At 56.4% G+C, this 20,226-nt stretch carries 16 protein-coding genes and 1 other annotated feature; of the genes, 3 read left to right on the forward strand and 13 right to left on the reverse strand.

Features of this window, described 5'->3' with window-relative positions; genetic code table 11:
* The first annotated feature begins 23 nt into the window (after window positions 1-23).
* Window positions 24-899, forward strand: coding sequence for a YitT family protein (locus N0M98_RS03030; protein ID WP_259616917.1), 876 nt, complete (start codon window positions 24-26; stop codon window positions 897-899).
* Between the two features lie 138 nt (window positions 900-1,037).
* Here the strand turns inward: N0M98_RS03030 and trpS are convergent, their stop codons facing one another.
* Both trpS and mgrA read right to left on the reverse strand, forming a co-directional pair.
* Window positions 1,038-2,021, reverse strand: a complete 984-nt coding sequence (gene trpS / locus N0M98_RS03035) for a tryptophan--tRNA ligase (RefSeq protein WP_259616918.1) — start codon at window positions 2,019-2,021, stop codon at window positions 1,038-1,040.
* A 370-nt stretch (window positions 2,022-2,391) separates the two neighbouring features.
* Window positions 2,392-2,680 (reverse strand) — a binding site (T-box leader).
* 80 nt (window positions 2,681-2,760) lie between these two features.
* Window positions 2,761-3,750: an L-glyceraldehyde 3-phosphate reductase gene (gene mgrA / locus N0M98_RS03040; protein ID WP_249866101.1), complete on the reverse strand. Its 990-nt coding sequence runs from the start codon at window positions 3,748-3,750 to the stop codon at window positions 2,761-2,763.
* Window positions 3,751-3,922: 172 nt separating this feature from the next.
* On the opposite strand from mgrA, the gene N0M98_RS03045 reads away from it, so the two are divergent.
* Window positions 3,923-4,762: an AraC family transcriptional regulator gene (locus N0M98_RS03045; RefSeq protein WP_249866102.1), complete on the forward strand. Its 840-nt coding sequence runs from the start codon at window positions 3,923-3,925 to the stop codon at window positions 4,760-4,762.
* A 187-nt stretch (window positions 4,763-4,949) separates the two neighbouring features.
* On the opposite strand, the gene N0M98_RS03050 is transcribed toward N0M98_RS03045, so the two are convergent.
* Together N0M98_RS03050 and N0M98_RS03055 are read right to left on the reverse strand one after the other, a co-directional pair.
* Window positions 4,950-5,984, reverse strand: coding sequence for a FecCD family ABC transporter permease (locus N0M98_RS03050; RefSeq protein WP_249866103.1), 1,035 nt, complete (start codon window positions 5,982-5,984; stop codon window positions 4,950-4,952).
* The gene (locus N0M98_RS03055; protein WP_259616919.1) at window positions 5,984-7,036 is read right to left on the reverse strand and encodes a FecCD family ABC transporter permease; all 1,053 of its coding nucleotides are present in this window, start codon (window positions 7,034-7,036) and stop codon (window positions 5,984-5,986) included. The genes N0M98_RS03050 and N0M98_RS03055 overlap by 1 nt, the downstream gene beginning before the upstream one ends.
* Before the next feature lie 279 nt (window positions 7,037-7,315).
* On the opposite strand from N0M98_RS03055, the gene N0M98_RS03060 reads away from it, so the two are divergent.
* Window positions 7,316-7,489, forward strand: coding sequence for a hypothetical protein (locus N0M98_RS03060; protein ID WP_249866105.1), 174 nt, complete (start codon window positions 7,316-7,318; stop codon window positions 7,487-7,489).
* A gap of 554 nt (window positions 7,490-8,043) precedes the next feature.
* Here the strand turns inward: N0M98_RS03060 and N0M98_RS03065 are convergent.
* The 9 genes from N0M98_RS03065 to N0M98_RS03105 form a co-directional block, all read right to left on the reverse strand.
* On the reverse strand, window positions 8,044-8,466 hold the full coding sequence (locus N0M98_RS03065) for an HIT family protein (protein ID WP_249866106.1): 423 nt from the start codon (window positions 8,464-8,466) through the stop codon (window positions 8,044-8,046).
* 47 nt (window positions 8,467-8,513) lie between these two features.
* Window positions 8,514-9,137 carry an FAD-dependent oxidoreductase gene (locus N0M98_RS03070; RefSeq protein WP_259616920.1) on the reverse strand — a complete coding sequence of 208 codons (624 nt, stop codon included), beginning with the start codon at window positions 9,135-9,137 and terminating at the stop codon, window positions 8,514-8,516.
* Window positions 9,138-9,333: 196 nt separating this feature from the next.
* The gene (locus N0M98_RS03075) at window positions 9,334-11,067 is read right to left on the reverse strand and encodes a hypothetical protein (protein ID WP_259616921.1); all 1,734 of its coding nucleotides are present in this window, start codon (window positions 11,065-11,067) and stop codon (window positions 9,334-9,336) included.
* A gap of 65 nt (window positions 11,068-11,132) precedes the next feature.
* Window positions 11,133-12,083, reverse strand: a complete 951-nt coding sequence (locus N0M98_RS03080; protein ID WP_259616922.1) for a sugar phosphate isomerase/epimerase family protein — start codon at window positions 12,081-12,083, stop codon at window positions 11,133-11,135.
* Window positions 12,084-12,113: 30 nt separating this feature from the next.
* Entirely contained in the window at window positions 12,114-12,986 is an 873-nt protein-coding gene (locus N0M98_RS03085; RefSeq protein ID WP_249866110.1) for a carbohydrate ABC transporter permease, read from the reverse strand.
* A 30-nt stretch (window positions 12,987-13,016) separates the two neighbouring features.
* Window positions 13,017-13,922 (reverse strand): ABC transporter permease, encoded by a 906-nt coding sequence (locus tag N0M98_RS03090; RefSeq protein WP_249866111.1) that lies wholly within the window; start codon window positions 13,920-13,922, stop codon window positions 13,017-13,019.
* A gap of 129 nt (window positions 13,923-14,051) precedes the next feature.
* Window positions 14,052-15,644: an extracellular solute-binding protein gene (locus N0M98_RS03095; protein WP_249866112.1), complete on the reverse strand. Its 1,593-nt coding sequence runs from the start codon at window positions 15,642-15,644 to the stop codon at window positions 14,052-14,054.
* Between the two features lie 399 nt (window positions 15,645-16,043).
* A complete protein-coding gene (locus N0M98_RS03100; RefSeq protein WP_259616923.1) occupies window positions 16,044-18,293 on the reverse strand; it encodes an AraC family transcriptional regulator in 2,250 nt (749 codons plus the stop codon).
* Window positions 18,294-18,674: 381 nt separating this feature from the next.
* Window positions 18,675-20,069 carry an amino acid permease gene (locus N0M98_RS03105; protein WP_249866331.1) on the reverse strand — a complete coding sequence of 465 codons (1,395 nt, stop codon included), beginning with the start codon at window positions 20,067-20,069 and terminating at the stop codon, window positions 18,675-18,677.
* Window positions 20,070-20,226: the final 157 nt, after the last annotated feature.

Below are 20,226 nucleotides of genomic sequence, written 5' to 3' on the forward strand. Positions count from 1 at the left end.
GGATAAGGATGAGGGATCAAACTATGCTGCAAATTCGTCGTTACCTGCTTATCGCGGCAGGCACCTTCGCCGTCGCCCTGGCCCTCAACTGGTTTGCCGGCCCGAACCACATCGCAGCGGGCGGAATGTCCGGGACCGCCCTTCTGATCGGCTCGCTGCTGCATATCGAGCCGTCGGTGCCGCTGTGGATCGGCAGCCTGCTCATTCTCGCGGTCAGCGTCTATTTTCTGGGGCTGCGCTCGCTTGCCGTCTCCGCAGCCGGCTCCGTCCTGCTGCCGCTGTTTGTCTACGCGACGCGCCACTGGCCGCCGCTGACGGACAACCCGCTGCTGGCCGCCATCTACGGCGGCCTTATGACCGGGGCAGGGCTCGGGCTCGTCTTCCGCGCCCACGGCAACACCGGGGGCTTCACGCTGATCGCCCAGCTGCTCCACCGCTGGCTCGGCGTCAAGCACAGCCAAGCCATCATGGCGATGGATTCGGCCGTCGTATTGTCTGCCGGCCTCCTGTTCTCGCCGGAGCAAGCGCTGTACGCGCTGATCGGCGTATTCGCGACGAGAAAATCGATGGACCTTGTACTCAAGCTGCAGCGGGCTTCCAAGGTCGCTTATATTATTTCCTCCGCCCGCTGCGAAGAGGCACTCAGCCGAGCGGTGCTTCACGACCTGGACCGCGGCCTGACGAAAATAGCCGGGACCGGAGGCTATACCGACGACCTCCGCGTCATCCTGATGATCGTCCTGGCCGCTAGCGAGGCCCGCAGGCTGAAGCTGCTCGTCCAATCGCTCGATCCGCAAGCGTTTATGATTGTCTGCGACGCGGACGATGTCGCCGGGGAAGGCTTCCCGGAGCATCCCGTCGTACGCAGGAGCAGGAAGCGGCGGCAGCTTACGGTGTAGCCCGCCCGGACTGAATGAGCCCTGCGATGCGGGACGCTCCCGGGGGCAAGCCGCGGCTCGCCAAAAAGCCCCCCGTCTTCACCCGGGAAGGGGAAAACGGGGGGGCTAACGCAAAGCTCATCTGCATTTCGTTCAAAATCAATCGAAATAGCGGATGCTCATCGCTTCGCGAACCTCCAGCATCGTCTCTTTGGCGATAGCTCGGGCCTTGTCGGTGCCGGAGACAAGCAGTTCGTCGATCCGTTTCGGCCGGCCCTCATACTGCCTCCGGCGCTCCCTGATCGGCTCTAGCAGCTCGTTCATCGCGCCGGTTGCCAGCTTCTTGCAGTCCGCGCAGCCGATCCGCCCGCGGCTGCACTGCTCGTAAATGTCCTGCTTGCTCTCCGGGCGAAACGCGCAATGATACCCGTATATCGGACAGATGTCCGGATGGCCGGGGTCGTGCTTATGAATGCGGCTCGGGTCCGTCTTCGCTTTCTTGATTTTCTCCTCGACCTCGCCGGGAGACGAATCGAGATAGATCGCATTGCCCATGCTTTTGCTCATCTTGCTGTTGCCGTCCAGCCCCTCCAGCCGCTCTCCGACCAAAGCCCGCGGCTCGACCAGCACCGGCGCATACAGGTCGTTAAACCTGCGCACGATTTTCCGCGTCTGCTCGATATGCGGAATTTGGTCCTCGCCTACGGGAATGAGCGTAGCCTTGCAGAAGGCGATATCCGCTGATTGGCTGACCGGATACCCCAGAAAGCCGTAATACATTTCCTTGTATCCCCGCTCCTTCGCCTCCGTCTTGATCGTCGGATTGTGGCGAAGCGAATTGACCGTCACGAACATAGAGAAGTACACGGTCAATTCCGCGATCTCGGGAATCATCGATTGGACAAACAGCGTAGATTGATCCGGGTCGATCCCGACGGCCAAATAATCGAGCGCGACCTTTCTCAAGTTATCTTTAATCAGCTGCGGCTGCTCGAAATGCGTCGTGAGCGCCTGCACATCGGCCAGCATAATGAAGCTTTCATACCGCTGCTGCAGCTCTACCCGATTTTTCAAGCTTCCGACGTAATGACCAAGGTGAAGTTTTCCGGTAATGCGATCTCCGGTTAAGACACGTTCCTTCATGGAACATCCTCCTCTGATTTGATTTTAGCAAACGATCCGTCCTGCGCCACCACCAGCCATCATCCATGGTCATCACCTCTTTTCATATATAAAAATCGAAAGCGCGCCGAATCCGCCCCGGGTGCCGGACTGCCGCCGTCAGCCACGGGCTGCGCGCCCGCCTCAATCGTATGGAACAAGAACAAATCCTCCAAAAGTGACGTGATGCTCTGAAGCTTATTCCGTCCGCATCCAGCCTAAGCCGGATCGGCGTCTAACCATTCCTCTGGGATCGTTCTATGGGTAGACTTTCCTTTCGGGGAAGAACCCCGATATCCACAGGATATGGCTGCGCATCATTTCCTAAACAATAAAAAAACTCCGCCCTTGGTTAAAGGACGAAGTTGGATTCGCGGTACCACCTTTGATTAGCCTTCCTCCCGGAAGACTCGCTCTGCAGGTACGGATGCTCAAGGTCTCCCAGCGAGCCTTGTGATCGATACCCTGTCTTTTGTAACGGTAAGACATCCGCCTCTCCTACCCAGCTCCGGCAATCATGCCCGAAGCTTTCGGATCGGCACTCCGAAGCCCATTCAACGCGCAGCTGACACGGATTCGCACCACCCATCCGCTCTCTGAAGCCATCCGATACGCCTACTCTTCTTCATCAACGTGCACTATTTATTTTTATCAGTATATCATATGTTCCGCTTTTGTAAACCCGGCCATTCGCCGCTGCCTCATTCCTGACCGGCCAAGCCTATTGCAAAATATCCTCGATAGCCGCCAGCTCTTCCGCGCTGAATTCGAGGTTGCCGAGCCCCGCTACCGCATCCTCGATCTGGCTCACCTTGCTCGCGCCGATTAGCGCCGAAGTGACGCGGCCGCCGCGCAGCACCCAAGCTACCGCCATCTGCGACAGCTTCTGTCCGCGCTGCCGGGCCAGCTCGTCCAAGCGGCGCACTTTGCCGAGCACTTCCTCTGTCAGCTCCTCCGGCTTCAGAAATACACTCGAACCGGCTGCCCGCGAATCCTGCGGAATCCCGCCGAGGTAACGGTTCGTCAAGATGCCTTTATGCAGCGGCGAATAAGCGATGCTGCCGACGCCCGCTTCATCCAACACATCGAGCAGCCCGTCCTCTACCCAGCGGTCCATCATCGAATATCTCGGCTGATGGATCACGACCGGCGTACCCAAGCGGCGCAAAATGTCCAGAGCTTCCTTCGCCCGGTCGGCCTTGTAGTTGGACAAGCCGACATACAGCGCCTTGCCTTGGCGCACGATCAGGTCGAGCGCTCCCATCGTTTCTTCCAGCGGCGTGTTCGGATCGGGACGGTGATGATAAAAAATATCCACATAGTCCAAATCCATCCGCTTCAAGCTTTGATCCAGACTCGCCACCAAATATTTCTTCGACCCGAAATCGCCGTAAGGCCCCGGCCACATCAAATATCCGGCTTTGGTGGAGATGATCATCTCGTCCCGATACCCTGCGAAATCGGCATTCAGAATGCGTCCGAAATTCTCCTCGGCGCTGCCCGGAGGCGGCCCGTAATTGTTGGCCAGGTCAAAATGCGTAATGCCCAGATCAAATGCGCGGCGCACCATCGCGCGGCCGTTCTCATAAAGATCGTTCCCGCCGAAATTATGCCACAGCCCGAGCGACACGGCCGGCAGCTTCAAGCCGGTGCGTCCGCACCGGTTATAGACCATGGAATCGTAGCGTTCCTTGCTTGGAATATAGCTCATCGTTATTCCTCCCCGGAGTTTATAACTTAAATTTTTTCCCTCAATACTTCATAATTTCGGTCGTCCGCCTTCATTCTAGCGCTTTCCTTGGACAAACCATATGTCAGCATGTATGCTATATATGGCATCATGTCTCTCATTGCCTTAATACGTCCATTGACCGGAGGCCTATATGACCTTATTGGATTACCGTTATACATCGGACGCGTCGGCGCCTTCCATTGAACTCAAACTGTATTATTGCGGCTATGAGCGCTGCGCTCCCGGCCATTCCTGGGGGCCTGCGCTGAAAGATCATTATAAAATTTTGTATATTCACGGCGGCAAAGGCATTTATCGTACCGGAGACCGGATCTACGAGCTCGGCGAAGGACAAGGCTTTCTGCTATGTCCCGACGTCATCGCTTCCTACCGGGCGGATGACGAAGACCCGTGGACTTATTCCTGGGTCGCCTTCAACGGCCTTAGCGCCGAGCTATATTTGCGCCGCGCCCAGTTGTCTCCCGCCAATCCCGTATTCCGCTGCACCGACGCCCGGTCTATGGATCAATGCTTCTTGCAGGTGTACGAAGCGAGCAAATCCAAAGGCAGCAGCGATACGCGGCTGCTTAGCGCGTTATATGGATTTTTGTCGATGCTGATTGAAGAAGCGCAATCTCACTGCCCTTCGGCCAAGCCGGACAACCTGCGGGATCTCTATGTCCAGAAAGCGGTCGAGTTTATTCAAATGAACTATTCGCAGCCGGTCGCCATCGCCGACATGGCCGACTGGATCGGCCTCGAACGCAAATATTTGTCCAAGCTGTTCAAATCCGGCACCGGCATGTCGCCGCAAGATTTCCTGATTCATTTCCGGGTAAGCAAAGCATGCGAGCTAATGAAAAACCCCGCGCTCTCCATAGGGGAAATCGCAGGCTCCGTCGGCTACAAAGATCAGCTGCTCTTCTCGAAAATGTTCCGTAAGGTGAAAGGCATGCCGCCGAGCGTGTACCGGAGGACCAGCACCACCTGATCCCTGCGCTTCCGCTGTCCGACCCGGTACCGCAGCTTACCGGCAGCTCCCTGCTGCGAACGACAAATAGGAGAGGACAAACGAGTCCTCTCCTTGTTATTGTATCGTCAGCCGTCAGGCCAGCTCTGAGACGGTTCATTCCGCCGCTTTCCCCGCGGCAAGCCCGCGGCTCCTTCGCAGCCCTAGCCTAAGCTCTGGCACGGGCCAGCAAGTACAGGAAGTAAGGCGCCCCGATCACCGCCACGACAATGCCCGCGGGAATTTCCTCGGGCTGCATAATGGACCGCCCGATCGTGTCCGCCACGATCAGCAGCAGCCCGCCCGTCAGCGCCGACGCCGGCAGCAGATGCTGATGCTTCGGCCCGATCAGCCGTCGCGCCAAATGCGGCCCGATCAAGCCGACGAAGCCGATGCCGCCTCCGACGGCGACGCAGGAGCCGGCAAGCCCTACGGCCGCGGCGATCAGACCGAGCCGCTCCTTCTCCACCGGCGCTCCGAGCCCTGTAGCGGTCTGCTCGCCCAGGTTTAGCACATTCAACACGCGCGCCTTATAGAAAGCATAAGGAAGCAGAACGATCAGCCACGGCAGCAGCGCAAGCACGAATTTCCAGTTCGAGCCCCACACGCTGCCCGCCAGCCATACCGCGACGAATTGATAGTTTTGCGGGTCCAGTCGGAGCGTCAGCACGATCATCGCCGCGCTGATTCCGGCCGCAACGGCGATACCCGTCAGAACCAGCCTCGTCGGCGACAGCCCTTCATGCCGTTTGTAAGCGAGCACGTAAATGATCGTGGCGGTTAGGCCAGCGCCGATCAGCGCTAGAAACGGCAGCACAAATACCGGTGCGGCCGTTGTCGTCGGATAAAAGGAAATGAACAAAATGACCATCAGCCCGGCGCCCGCATTAATGCCGAGCATACCCGGATCGGCTAGCGCATTGCGCGAAATTCCTTGCAAAATGCAGCCCGATACCGCAAGCCCGGCGCCGACCAGCATCGTAATGACGATGCGGGGCAATCTGAATTCGAATAGGATAAGATGCTGCTTGGCGGTACCCGCTCCGAAAAACGTCCGGAACACATCAAGCGGTCCGAGCCGTATGTACCCTGTATTCATGCTGATCAGAAGCATCAGCAGCAGCAAAACTGCGAGAGCGGCCAATACGAGAACGGCGCGAGCGACTCTTTTGCGTTCTCCCGCCGAAGATGAGACGAAAGCCATTACAGCTCCCTCCTTTCCTTACGTACCAGGTAGAGGAAGAACGGTACCCCGATCAGCGCGATGAGCGCCCCGATCGGCGTCTCGTAAGGAGGGTGGATCATTCTCGCGCAAATATCGGCGATCACCATCAGCAAGCCGCCCATCACGGCGGAGCAAGGAATAATCCAGCGGTAATCGACGCCGACCAGCGCGCGCACGATATGCGGGATCACCAGACCAATGAACCCTACGGCCCCGACGGCGGATACGGCCGCGCCCGCCAACACGAGCACCAGCACCATCGCCATGAGCTTCACGCGCCCCGTACGTTGGCCCAAGCCTTGCGCCAGCTCTTCGCCAAGGCTCAGCACCGTGATCGAACGGGACAGCATCAGCGAGCCGACCAGCGCCGCGGCGACCCAAGGGAACATAATTTTCAGCTGCAGCCACTTCGTGCCAGCCACGCCGCCCGCATACCAGAACGCCAGATCCTGACCGATGCGGAAATAGAGGGCGATCCCTTCGCTTAAAGCGACCAGCAGCGCGCCGACTGCAGCTCCGGACAACGCGAGGCGCACCGGCGTCATCCCGTTTTTGGTGAGCGAGCCGATGCCGTACACCATTCCGGCTCCGATCGCCGCCCCGATAAAGGAGTACATGATCAAATATAAGAACGGAAGACCCGGCAGCAAGGCAAAGCACACTGCAAGCGCAAAGCCGGCTCCGGCGTTAATGCCGAGCAGCCCGGAATCGGCGAGCGGATTTCTCGTAATCCCCTGCATAATCGCCCCCGCTACGGCAAAACAGGCGCCGACCATCGCCCCCGCCAATGCTCTGGGCAACCGCAGCTCCTGAATAATCTGATGCTGCGTCAAATCCGGATTGAAATGAAATACCGCCTGCCAGACCGTCAGAAACCGGATATCGGCCGCTCCCAGAGAGATCGACGCGATCAGTCCCACAATTAAAGCGGCCATCCCGCCGACAAGCACCAAAGTCGCCGCCAACGGCCGCGTCCGCAAAGGCGTTTTGGAGGGGTTCTCTAAGCGCACCGCTTCTTCAGTATGCAACATATGCGAAAACCATCCTTTGTCCCAAAAATATATCCATGATAATGAGAATCAGTATCAACATCAAGTCACTATATTAGCATAATAGCCTGAGAATGGATAGTAACGGCCTTATATTTTTTTCAAAAAGGAACTATTTTCTCGCCCTTTACCGGGGGCATCCATACCCGCTTTCACGAAGTATTTCTATCTCATGCTGCTATTTTTATCATAAACAAATCGTATAAAGACGGAGGATCAGGACAGAATGGACAATGAATAAAGCGAAGGGGTGTTAGATCAATGGAAGCTAATATGAGTATCGTCGATGTCGCAAAGCAAATTCAACAGCTGAAGCATAGCGGGGAGACTATGAGCAAGAAAAAAATCAAGCAGTCTCATCCGGAGCTTCTGCAAAATGCGCTGTATTACTTCCCAAGCTGGGAGCATGCGATCCAAAGCTCCGAATCCCTTTAATGATGAACGTGACGGAATAGTTGTAAAGACGGGGGCCTGAAGCAGGCCCCTCTTTCATCGTGAGCCGGCAGGCCGTCATAACCACTTACAAAGGAACAAATCGCCCAAAAGCCATCCATGCCGCTACGCGGCACCACAGACAATGGAAATGGGGTACCAAGAGTAATTTCCAGGGTAGTGACGTGATGCTCTGAAGCTTATTCCGTCCACATCCAGCCTAAGCTGGATCGGCGTCTAACCCTTCCTCTGGGATCGTTCTATGGGTAGAGACATTACTTTTGGGGGAGCACCCGGATATCCACAGGAAATGGCTGCGCATCATTTCCTAAACAACAAAAAAAGACCCGGCGGAAAACCCGCTCAGGTCCTTGACACGAAGTATGGGCGTTGTTGCGAAAAAGAACTTGGGCTGCAAAGACATTATGTTCATTAGCCGAAACCGGCGGTTATTTCTTGGCGTTGGCCTTCGGGCCCTCCACCTGCCTCGCCGTCTCCTCCCGGAAATCCCTCCGAGCCGTTCCTCCCAACCGCATGTTTCCCGCTTCTTCGCAGGCTTACTGTAAATGCAGCTTGATCAATCCGATCAGCTCCTCGTATTCCTGCTCGCTCAGCTGCTTGTTCGGCGCGGGATTCATCTCGAACATTTTGCCCCACGTGTACTCGTTCTCGTATTTCGGAACGATGTGGAAATGCACGTGCGGCATCGTATCGCCGAAAGCGCCGTAATTGATTTTGCCCGGAGCAAATGCCCGTTCAATCGCTTGCGCCACCTGAGCGACGTCCCGCATATACGCGTCCTGCTTCTCCTGCGACAAATGGAAAAACTCCGTCTGATGCTCGTTCAGCGCCACGATGCAGCGGCCCCGGTACGTCTGTTCCTTGAACAAGTACAACGTGGACACGCGCAGCTTGCCGATTTCGATCATAATGTTATCCAGCCGCTCGTCCTGAGCGCAATAAATACAGCTTTGAGTCATGGCTGCTCCCCTGCCTTCGGGTGAATTTGACCTGCTTCGGTTTAATACTACGCCCCCGCCCTTTGTTTGTCCATGTTCTTTTTTGCGCGGTTTCCACCGGTTAGACCCGCCCCCGCGCTGAGCAGCTCCGGCGCATGGCTGTACGAGGATACGCGTACCAGCATGGTAATAAGCTCGCGGATCGTGCCGCTGCCGATTTCGCCGCTTAAATATTCGCTCAAGCTGCGGCTGCGGATCGCATGGGTATCGACCTTGCGCAGCCCGCGGTAAAACCGCAGCAGCTCCATCTTCTCTGCCCAGCTCAAGGCCGAGCCGAGAAATAAATGGGCCATCGGCACGGTCCGCTCGCTCTCTTTGTCCCCTCCGAACACGAGCTGCCCGCTAAGCCTGGGCTTCCCTCCCGAAGGGGCGACGCCAAGCTCACGCAGTACGGACATCCCCTTGCCGTGCTGATACAGCGCATGCGGCCCGAGGTTGAACACGCCGCCGTCGCGCACGCTCGATATCGCCCGCCCGCCGGGTGCGGTTCCTTTTTCCAGAAGCAGCACTCGAAGCCCCTTGCGGGCCAAATAGACCGAAGCGGCCAATCCGGCCAGCCCTCCCCCGATAACGATCGTATCCCAAACTTCGGAATCGCCGCTTCTATTCATAGCGTTTACCGGCATTGTCATCGTCGTTCGCCACCTTATCGTCAGTTATCGTCTTCTAATCCCTACGACGATTTACCCTGCAGCATTGTGACCCCGAGACAATATCCGATCCGCTAAAAAAATGTCTTCCCGCTCTCCTCCCGTCCGATACAGTTCCATTCGATACCGTTCCCCGGATGCGGCTTCCGCCAACCGCCCTTCGCGCGGCATTGCCTTTCTACAGCAAACGGATCGTAACGGTTTTATCGAATGGCGTAACCCAGTTCATATGCACGTACCGGCAGCCCGCAGGATGGCTGTCTTCGCGAACCTCCGTCACGAAGTGCTCGCAGCACCCCGGCGCAAGCTCAAGCGCATGCCCGCCCGACGCGTACCGGGCCGTGCCATGCTTCAGCATATACCGCCCTTCGCCGACAGGCTCCAGCCCCTCGCCCGCAAGCTCGCCTTCCGGCCCGAGAATAAAGGTCAGCTGGGTCAGCACGTCCTCCCGCTCGTCGGAGACAACCCGCAGCGTCCATTCCGATGCGCCGGGCGTCAGCTCGGCCGTCAGCCGATGCGTCTGCACATGCGTTGACGGACGGTGCTGATGCGGCAGCAAATACCACGGACTCATTCGCTCCCGCCCCTCGGGCAGCAGCGACCTCGGTATCGGTCCGGTGTAGCCCTTCTCCATCGTAACGCTCAGCGTATAACCGTGCTCGCGGGCCTCCAGCTCCTCGAATTTCACAACGCCGGGGGAGAACGACGTCGACAGCTTCACCCCGAGCAGCCGGACCCCGCCGTGACGCAGCGAGAAGAACGAAGGCGTTCTTGCCATAACCGTCGCGCTGGTCTCCCGGTCGCGAATCCGGACGAGCGGAGCCCCGAACGCCGGGTGCATGCTGCTGTGCCGGATTTGCATATGATGGCCTACGGAATGGGCTGCCTCCAGATGCTCCCGGACCGGGTGCGAGCCGTTGATTACCTGCACATACCGGTCCGGCAGCGGGGCCCGCTCCAGACCGTCTATATTCGTCTCCTCCGGGTAGAGCAGGAGCTGCATAAGCGCATTGTTGTTCACGCCCTCCGGCCCGCGGATGCGGGAGCCCGCGCTGTCGGCCATCGCGGCAAACAGCGGGTCCCGGTCATGGGCCGCCATAAACCGGTAAGAGAGGAAGTACGTCGCCAGATCATAAGAGTGGCCGAAATCTTGACGGCCGGAATAATCGGTAACGATCTCGCCGGACGGATGCACCAAATATACCATCATGCGCAGGTTGCGGCGCACGGCCTCAAGCAGCTCGGGCCGATTCAGCACCCGGCCCGTATGGTAGAGCGCAATGTCGCTGACGGCGTTGTAGATGCCGTTGCTGCGCTCGGTCCACTCGCCGTCCTCCGTGATGTCGAGCCCTTCGGCGAGCCATTCTTCGGCTCTCGCCGCAAGCTCCGGCAGCTTGAAGATTTCGTACAGCAGCGACAATGCCGCCGTAAGCACCCAGCGATGGTTCGGCGTGTGGCAGCCGCCGGTCAGCATGGCGGGAATCGTGCGCTCAAGAAAAAGCCTGAGCTTGCCTGCAGCCGGCTCGCTATCCGCCCAGCCGTGCCCGAGCAGCAGCCGGTACATCTGGGTCACTCCTCCGACGACGAAGCCCGTGTCCGGCGGCGAATTGAAATTGGTCGAGCCGAGCGACACCGTCCCGTCGGCATGCTGGCGGTTCAGCATGAAATCGGCCGCCAGCTCGAAGGCTGCAAGCAGCTCCGGGTCGTGATAATACCGCGAGTCCGAATTGACCAGCGCGCACGCCCAGCAGGCCATGAAGCTCGGCGTGCCGCCGTGGTTCGGCCTCGGAATGCCCGAGGCGTCCATAATCCCGCCCGCATATTTGCTCGAAGCGTCCTTCACCTGCTTGCTCAGCGTAGACTGCGTGACTTCGTCGTATAACTGAACCAGTCTTTTATAAGTCGGTTCCATAGGCTCATCTCCTCGTTTCGCTTACGCTTCGTACTTCAAAAGCGAGCGCTCGGTCCAATGGCGGATCACCTGTCGTTTCCAGCTTGGATTTTACCGGTAATCAGCCGGTGGCTCCGATCGATGTCGTCCGGCCGGCAGGCGGCCTTCAGCTCATAGACCTTCACCCTGGCCTGCTCGATAGCGCCCAGAAACCGGTCGAAGCCGCGCGGGTCGCCGCTGTGCACATACGGGCACCAATGATCGGACAGCTCCGGCGTTTCATGGATATGCACGCCGTAAATATAAGGCTTCACCCGCTCCAGCTCGGCGTCGTTATCGTACAATCCCATCCGTTCCATCATCGTCGCATGGCCGATATCGTACCACAGATAGACCGGGGCGCCCTGCAGATGGTCGCAGATCGCCTTCGCCTCCGCCAGCGTCGGCATCTGGTAGCAGCGCGAGCGCGTCTCGATGCCGATCGCGACATTCCAGCCCCGCCTTGCGGCATGCTCGCTCGCCTGCTCCAGACTGTCCTGAATCCGCTTCGTGTAGCTCGGGCCGAGCCGCTCCCTCCGCTCCAGCATTTTCGCCCATAGCGCGCGATAGGCGGCGGAATCCTTGCCCTCCTCGCGGTACAGCTTCTTCAGCTCCGCGTCGATATTGTACTCGAAGGGCACCTCGCCCGGATGCACGACGACGGCCCGGGCCCCGCAGCGGTCGGCGTATTCCATCGAGCGGATCAATAGCTCTACGGACCGCCGCCGCTTCGCCTCGTCATCGAAGCCGAGCATCACCGAATCGGTATCGTAGTCCTTGTCGCCGATGAACGGAAACACATTATGCACGCTGGAGACGGCGATCTCCCCTTGCTCGATCATCGGTTGTATCGTACGCAGATGCTCCTCCGTCACATTGTAATTCAATTCGACATAACGGAAGCCGAGACTGCGAATTTCCTCCATCATGTCTTTGCCGACCGCATGTCGTTTCACATTCCAGCAGGTCGAGAACGAATACTCCCCTTTATCCGGCATTCTTGCTCCTCCTTTAACTATACGCCCGCCCTATCCTTTGACCGAACCCAGCATAATCCCCGATACGAAATACCGCTGCAGCCACGGATAGACGATCAGAATAGGCAGCGTAGCGACGACGATGCTGGCCGCCTTCAAGCTTTCCGGCAAAATTTGTACGATCTGCGCGCCTTCCATCTGCATCTGATCGGTCATCATGCTGTTCATAATCATCTGATACAGCTTCAGCTGAAGCGGATACAGATTCGGATCGGTAATGTAAAACAGCGAGTCCATAAAGCCGTTCCAGCGGTTGACCGCATAGAACAGGCTGAGCGTAGCGATCGCCGGCATCGACAGCGGCAAAATGATGCGGATCAATGTGCCGAAATGCGAGCTGCCGTCCAGCTCCGCCGATTCCTCCAGACTCTTCGGAATGCCGTTAAAAAACGTAATCAGAATGATCAGATAGAACGGATTGACCAGCAGCGGCAAAATTAGCGACCAGATCGTGTTAACCAGATGCAATTGTTTAACCAATATATATTCGGGAATGATTCCCCCGCTGAAAAACATCGTAAAAACGATCAAATACATAAACACCTTGCGCCCTTTAAGCTCCGTCTTGGTCAGCGGATAAGCGGCGCATATCGTCATGACCATACACAGCGCGGTGAACAGCACGGTCAGGCCGACGGACAAGCCCAATGAACGGATCATCGCCGAGTCGGCAAGCACCCGGTTGTAAGCCTCCCAGCTCAACTCAATCGGAAAAATCGTCACGTCCCCCGACATAATCGGCTTGTTGGAGCTGAGCGAGATCGACACGATATGGAGAAACGGAGCCAGGCACAGAACCAGCGCGACCAGCAGCAGTATCGTATTGACTCCGTCGAACCAACGATTGCCTGTTTTGACGTTCATAAGCGTACTCCTTTCATAGGGAGAGTAAGGCTACAAAATCCCTTCGTCGGTCGTTTTCTTGGAGATATAGTTGGATGTCAGAATAAACACCAGCCCGACGACAGCCTGGAAGAAGCCGACAGCCGTAGCGACGGAATATTCCCCGGTCTGCATCCCCATTTTGTAGACGAACGTGCTAAGCACCTGCGAAAACTCCGCCACCGTCACATTGCCGATCACGAAAGGGCGGTCGAAGCCGATTTGCACCATTTCTCCCAGCTTTAAAATCAGCAGCACGATAATCGTCGAACGGATGCCGGGAAGCGTAATGTTCCATATTTTTGCAAAACGCCCCGCGCCGTCGACATCCGCCGCTTCGTACAGCTCTTTGTTGATCGCGGTCAGAGCGGCCAAATAGATGATCGTGCCCCAGCCCGCGCTCTGCCATATGCCTGTGCCTAAATAGGTGATAAGCCAATAATATTTATCCGATAGGAACGGAATCGGGCCGATTCCGATATTTCCGAGAAGATGGTTGACCACGCCGGAGTTCGTGGAAAACGCCTGGTACACGATACCCCCGATAATGACCCACGATATGAAATGCGGCAAATATAAAATCGTCTGACTGAGCTTCTTGAACCAGACGGCGCTCAGCTCGTTCAGCATTAACGCCAGCAAAATCGGCGCGGGAAACGAGAAGATCAGGTCGAGAATATTGAGCATGAACGTATTGCGCAGCGCTACGTAGAACGCATCCATTTTGAAAATTTGGCGAAACGTATCGAAGCCGATCCATGGGCTCTTATTAATCCCTTGAAACAAGTTAAAATCCTTGAAAGCAATCGTCACCCCATACATCGGGCCGTACTTGAACACAAGGAAATATGCGATAGGCAATAACAGCATGGCGTACAGCTGCCAATATCGATTCAGGTACACTCCTGCGCCTCTCATTCCTATAAGCCTCCTCCTATCTCGTCTCTGTGCGCAGCCTGCGGCCGATAGAGGGCTCCGCTCGCTGCGGGAAGCTCCCTATCGACTCTCCGGCCGCCTGTCCGCCGCGCTCATAGGACGCGGAGAACGTTATTTTTTCATATTTTTGTAAGCTTCCGTCCGCTCCTTCTTGATCTCGTCCCCGCCGCTCGACATGTAATCCTTCATCATCGCATCGTACACTTTATCAAATTCGTCGGGTTTAGCCATCATGCACTTGACGAGCATTTCCTCGTATTTATCCAGCAGCACCTTGCCGTACTTCACCTCGGCCTGGATCGGACGATCGAAGCGAAGCGGCGCAATGCCGTCGGCGAGCCCGTTCTGGTACGAGATTGCCGCATCCGCGCGGAATGCCTCCGGCACGGCCAGCGCCATCGCTTTCAAGTTTTTCGCATTGTCGCCAAGATCCAGCCCGTTCGATACGAGCCTCATGTCGCCGGAGTTATACAGCAAATTTTTGGTCGCCTCGTCGTCCTTCACAATCGGAATGCCATCCTGGAGCGTGTAGTTTTTGCCTTCTTCGCCGTTGGTCAGACGGTTCAGCACATCCTTCTGAGCCATCCAGTTCAAATATTTCATCGCGGCTTCGCCGTTCTTGCTCGTCTTGGGAATCATGACGTACATCCCAGCCGGCTGATAGGCGGGCTTCGTATGCTTGCCTTCCTCGTTGGTATACGGATCGATAGGCGTAATTTTGGCTCCCTGCACGTTCTTCTGCAAAATGCCGACGACTTCCGGCGCCGTGCCGTAGCTTTGCCCCGCATCCTCGGCGTACATGCCGACCTTGCCCGTCATAACGTCCTGCTGCAGCTTCTTCTTGTCTTTGTCCAAAGCGAAGTCCGGCGAAATCAGCCCTTCATTGTACAGCTTGTTGAGAAATTTGACGCCTTCCTTATGCCCCGGCATCAAGGTCGGCTTGTCGCCGGACCCGAGCAGCTGCATAAGCGTATACCGTTCTTCTTCCGTCGTTTTCTTAATAAACGGCCATATGATCGGCTCATAGGAAGCCGGAGCAAGCGAGAAGCCCAGCGGGATCGTGCCGCTGCCGCCCGGATTTTTCTCTTTGAACGCCTTGAGCGTGTTATACACTTCCTCCGTCGTTTTCGGAACCGGCAGCCCGAGCTTGTCGAGCCAGTCTTGACGGATCATAGAAGAATATTTGCCGAGATAGACGCGCTTGGCCGGAATCGCGTACTGCTTGCCGTCGAACTTGCCGTAGTTCAGCGTATCTTCGCCGAGGTAGCTCTTCAGGTTGGCGCCGCCTGCGGCGAGCAGCTCGCCCAAATCCATCAACCCGCCCTGCTGGACGTATTTGTATACGAGATTCGGGTCGTACGTAAAGACGATATCCGGAGCGTCTCCGCTCGCCATCAGGACGTTCAGCTTATCGACCTCCTGCGCTCGGGGAACCGGAACGAATTCCAGTTTAATATGATTGGGGTCGCCGAACGTCTCTTGGACCCACTTGGTCACGAGATTGTTCGTCACCGTCATGCCCGCCGGCGAATTTCCGCGGTCGAACACTTCCACCTTCAAGGTCACTTGTTCTTTGGAACCGCCGCCTGCCGCCGCTCCCGTCTCTGTTTGCTCCCCTTGGCTGGTACAACCGATCAATAAACCGAATGCCGCAGCTGCCGTTATTACCGATGCCGCGTTTCTTTTAAGCGCTTTCTTTTTCAAGGTGATTCATCTCCTCTACTTCATTGACTTCGGTACCCTCGCCTCGCGCCCTCGCTCTTGCTGTGCATGCTGCTGTAACTGCCGTACCGGTGGAGGACCGGCGGGATGTAATTTAAGTTATACAGGGCGCGTCGGAGAAGGGTCAACCAACATGATTCTTTGCGGCAAACCAATTCTCCGAACAAGCCCGTCCCGAGCCGACCAACCGTTTTCCGCGGGCCAACCGTTTTCCTTATCGGCTGCGCAAACCGCCTGGCGACGCGGCTTAACGGCTTTTGCAAGCCTCTGCGCAGCCCAGTCGTCAATGCGGTCATAGCCTGCTGCAGGAGGAGCATTGCTAACCATATAGAAGCGGCAAGAAGGCGCCTCGTGCGCGCACGGGAGCCTTCCGCTTCACCCTTATTCGGCTTGCATATATTTGCGGTAATCGCCGGGCGTGACGCCGACGACTTTCTTGAAGGTACGGCCGAACGAGATCGAATGCGTATATCCGACCTTCTCGGAAATGTCCTGCAGCGGCAGCTCCGTTTGCAGCAGCAGCCTTTTGGCCTGCTCCATCCGCAAATTCATAAGAAAATCGACGAATTTCATGCCGTAAGCCTCTTTGAACAGCTGGCTGGAATATTTGGCGTTGACGTTAAACTGATCCGAGATCAGATTCAGCGATAAGTCCGGATTGGCGTAGTTGTCTTCAATATAGCGGCGAATCTCGTTCACCAGATGATGATGATTTTTGGCGTCCCTTACGGATACGTAATGGCTATGCAGCTGCTTTAGCGAAGAGGCGGCCGTCGGCAGCAGCTCTTCTAATGTTTCGGCCGTTTCCAGCGCTTCCGTCAGCCGCGGCGCGACCGTCTCATGCCAATAATCGGCGACTTCTCCCGACAACCCGTCCAGCGTCCGCTCCAGCAGCCGAGCCCAGTATTGCAGAAGATGGACGATCTCCGCCCCCTTCAGCACGTCCTGCTCCAAGCATTCCGCGAATTGATCGACCTGAAGCTGCCAGCCGGAATCGGCGATTCGGAAGTCCTGGCTCATCGCATCCATCATCTGGAAATATTTATGCGTATCCCCTTGTCCGGCGGCGGCAATCTCTTCATACCGGATCACCTGGTTGTTGCCGAGCGACATCTTATATTGCAGCGCGGCCGCCGCTTCCTCGAAGGAATTGCAAACCTCGGACAGCCGGACGGTGCTTCGCCCGGCGCCGATCGTCAGCGAGAACTTCAAGTTCACCGCCACCCAGGTGCGGAACCGGTCGAGCAGATCGTTCACCTCATCGGAGCGGTCTTTTCCCGGCGTATCCAGCATCAGCAAGATCGAGAGCCGCTTATCGGAAATCCACTCCGCCCAAATCGTCAGCCACTCGGGATCGGACAGCTCCTGCACGACGTTTGTGAGCGCGAATTTAAGCAAATTTTGATCGGTTAGACTGTAGCTTCGCTGGAAGGCCGCAAACCCGTCAATTTCGGCGATGCAGACATTGAGCTCCGTATACCGGTCGGGCAGCTTGAAACGATTCATATGCGCAGCCCATTCGGCCTCGTCCATCGGCGTTCGGCCCCCTAGCCAATCGAGAAAAAACTGCTTGCGCCGGACGATCAAATCCTCCTGGTACTGCTTCTCGTAGCGGCTCGTCTGATCCATCAGATTCTCCAGCACTTTACCGATGAAGGCGAACTCGTCGCTGCCTTTTCCTTTTAATGGATTGCGGCTTTGGTATTTGTTGATTTGCTGCATGATGCCTTCGATCGGCTTGTAATTGCGGCGCGTCACGTATAGCGTATATACGACGCTGAACAGCACCGTCAATATGCCAATCCCCAGCCATATATGGGAGATTGCCGATACCCAGCTGAACATGCGCCCGCCCTTGATCCCGCTGACGAAATTCCAGCCGACGACGCCGGAATGAATATCCGTCACGACGCTTCCCTGATCGGCCAGCGATTTGCGGTCGAGACGCTGCCCCGCCCTCTCGACCGGGTACACCTGCTGTCCGCCCGCATCGATAATATCCATAAAAGTGATATCTCCGTTGATCATCTCGTCCACAATGCGCAAGAGCGAATCGACTCTGACGTTCACGACGATGATCCCCTGATTGCCGAAGGGGAGCAGCGCTTTTTTGCTCATCGAAATCACTTTCTCTTTGGATTGCAGGCTCAGATCCGAATACATCCGCACCTCGGACCAGCCCGTATTGCTCGGCTTGCTCAGCGCCTGCTCGACGAACGGTTTATCCTCAAAGCCGTCCAGCTTCTGAATGGAGTTCGTTGTCAGCACCAGCTGATCGCGCGCCCTGTACAAATAAATCGACTGGATCATCGGATTGTCGTCCATGATTTTATGCAGTTCTTTGGATGTCTCGTAGTGAAGCATTCCCGCATCGGAGCCGTTTTTCGGTTCAAAAAATTCGTACAGCACATCGCTGTTCCCGGCTTCCTCCAAAATGACGCGCTCGACCGATTTCAGTGAGGTTTCGATAAAATCGATGACATATTTGGCAAATATCCGGTTAGCCTTCTCCGTCTCTTTAATCGAAAACTCGCTTATCATGGAAACGGATACAAAAATAATGATGCTGACGGTGATGAATAAGATCGGAAAATACGACATCAGCAATCGATTATACCAAGTCTTTTCCATACGCCTATATGCTCCTTAAACAATGAATTGTCCTATGCAAAATAATAAAATCAGCTTCGGCCCGCCGCCTGAGCAGGGTTGGCCGGACGACTCGCGCCGCCAGTGCTGTCATTATACAGCGGAGCCGCCGGCAGCGACAAGCTTCGCTTCGTTCTGTTTCCTCCTTGTTCGATAGCATCCGTCCGTGATGAGCTTCTATTCTTTGTACCTTAATCGCGGCATTCCGGCAACCAACTCTTTTCCGATCGACCAACATTTTTCCGGCGGGACCGCCGAGGGCACGGACTATTCACGGAAGCTTGCGTGCAGACAAGCTATGCAACACAAATAACGCACAGGCTTGACCGCCCATGCGCTATTTTGCCGCCGAGTTATTTCCTCTTATTCGTCCGTCTCTGCGAAATGGCAGTCTTCCGGACTCAGCACCTTCGTCTTATATTTCCATTTATATCCTAACCAAATCGCCAAAAATAGCGGAATGCCGATATAGGAGGCGAATAAATAAGCCCAATCGATGCGGCCGTCGGCAATCGCCTCCATGCATTGCCCGATAATGACGACGACGCAAAGCACCGCCGCCAAAATCGGACCGAACGGAAACCACTTGGCCCGGTAAGGCAAATCCTTCAGCGACTTGCCATGAGCCAAATACGCTTGGCGAAAACGGTAATGGCTGACGGCAATGCCGAGCCAGGCGATGAAACCGGACATCCCGGACGCGTTCAGCAGCCATGTGTAGACGAGGCCGTCGCCGTAGAAAGACGACAAGAACGCGAACATGCCGAGAATCGCGGTCGCCAGCAGCGCAAAGACGGGAACTCCGCGGCGCGACAGCTTGGCCAAGAAGCGCGGCGCCTTGCCTTCCTCCGCCAGCACCCACAGCATCCGGGTCGACGCGTACATGCCCGAGTTGCCCGCCGACAGAACGGATGTCAAAATGACGGCATTCATAACCGACGCAGCCATGCTGAGGCCGGCCTTCTCGAACACAATCGTGAACGGGCTCTGCGTGATGGCGTCGCTCGACAGACTTTCGTTCGTATAAGGGATAAGCAGACCGATTACGAGGATCGCCAGCAAGTAGAACAGCAGTATGCGCCAAAATACCGTTCGGATCGCCCGCGGCACATTTTCCCGCGGATTCTCGCTCTCGCCCGCCGCTACGCCGACCAGCTCCGTCCCCTGGAAGGAAAAGCCGGCCGCCATAAAGACGCTGAGCGCCGCGAGAAAGCCGCCGTGGAACGGCGCGTCGCCGATCGTCCAGTTATGGAACCCCGCCGCTTGCGGCTGCGACCAGATGCCGATGATCATTAGCAGGCCGACCGCGATAAAGATAATGACCGTAATGACTTTAATTAGCGCAAACCAAAATTCCGTCTCCCCGTAGCCTTTGACCGACAGCAGGTTCAACGCGGTCATCAGCGCCAAAAACAATGCGCTCCATACAAAAGACGGGCTGTCCGGAAACCAAAATTTCATAATTAGCGTTGCGGCCGACAGCTCGGCGGCAATCGTAATCGCCCAATTGTACCAGTAGTTCCACCCCAGCGCGAAGCCGAAGGCCGGATCGACGAATCGGGTCGCATACGTGCTGAACGTGCCGGATACAGGCATGTATGTAGCCATTTCTCCCAAGCTCGTAACGAGAAAATAAACCATAATGCCGATGGTCAAGTAAGCAAGCAAAGCTCCTCCCGGGCCTGCCGTATAAATAGCGCCGCCGCTTGCCAGAAACAAGCCGGTTCCTATCGATCCCCCCAGCGAGATCATCGTCATATGCCGGGCTTTCAGCCCTCTATGCAGCTTCTCCTGCTTCAAAAAAGAACACTCCCTATCTTCCTTCGTTCGCCTCTCGTCCCAGTGCCCTTTTCTTGGAAAATAAACATAGCCCGCTCCGCACAATGAAACGGGCGAGTCTGCGATATCTCCATAT

Source organism: Paenibacillus doosanensis (genome assembly GCF_025060755.1).
GTDB classification, from domain to species: Bacteria; Bacillota; Bacilli; order Paenibacillales; family NBRC-103111; genus Paenibacillus_S; species Paenibacillus_S doosanensis.

Excerpts from the sequence above, each read along its gene's own strand:
- N0M98_RS03030 (WP_259616917.1), top strand. The coding sequence starts at position 24 with ATGCTGCAAATTCGTCGTTACCTGCTTATCGCGGCAGGCACCTTCGCC.
- trpS (WP_259616918.1), bottom strand. The coding sequence starts at position 2,021 with ATGAAGGAACGTGTCTTAACCGGAGATCGCATTACCGGAAAACTTCAC.
- mgrA (WP_249866101.1), bottom strand. The coding sequence starts at position 3,750 with ATGAGCTATATTCCAAGCAAGGAACGCTACGATTCCATGGTCTATAAC.
- N0M98_RS03045 (WP_249866102.1), top strand. The coding sequence starts at position 3,923 with ATGACCTTATTGGATTACCGTTATACATCGGACGCGTCGGCGCCTTCC.
- N0M98_RS03050 (WP_249866103.1), bottom strand. The coding sequence starts at position 5,984 with ATGGCTTTCGTCTCATCTTCGGCGGGAGAACGCAAAAGAGTCGCTCGC.
- N0M98_RS03055 (WP_259616919.1), bottom strand. The coding sequence starts at position 7,036 with ATGTTGCATACTGAAGAAGCGGTGCGCTTAGAGAACCCCTCCAAAACG.
- N0M98_RS03060 (WP_249866105.1), top strand. The coding sequence starts at position 7,316 with ATGGAAGCTAATATGAGTATCGTCGATGTCGCAAAGCAAATTCAACAG.
- N0M98_RS03065 (WP_249866106.1), bottom strand. The coding sequence starts at position 8,466 with ATGACTCAAAGCTGTATTTATTGCGCTCAGGACGAGCGGCTGGATAAC.
- N0M98_RS03070 (WP_259616920.1), bottom strand. The coding sequence starts at position 9,137 with ATGACAATGCCGGTAAACGCTATGAATAGAAGCGGCGATTCCGAAGTT.
- N0M98_RS03075 (WP_259616921.1), bottom strand. The coding sequence starts at position 11,067 with ATGGAACCGACTTATAAAAGACTGGTTCAGTTATACGACGAAGTCACG.
- N0M98_RS03080 (WP_259616922.1), bottom strand. The coding sequence starts at position 12,083 with ATGCCGGATAAAGGGGAGTATTCGTTCTCGACCTGCTGGAATGTGAAA.
- N0M98_RS03085 (WP_249866110.1), bottom strand. The coding sequence starts at position 12,986 with ATGAACGTCAAAACAGGCAATCGTTGGTTCGACGGAGTCAATACGATA.
- N0M98_RS03090 (WP_249866111.1), bottom strand. The coding sequence starts at position 13,922 with ATGAGAGGCGCAGGAGTGTACCTGAATCGATATTGGCAGCTGTACGCC.
- N0M98_RS03100 (WP_259616923.1), bottom strand. The coding sequence starts at position 18,293 with ATGGAAAAGACTTGGTATAATCGATTGCTGATGTCGTATTTTCCGATC.
- N0M98_RS03105 (WP_249866331.1), bottom strand. The coding sequence starts at position 20,069 with ATGACGATGATCTCGCTGGGGGGATCGATAGGAACCGGCTTGTTTCTG.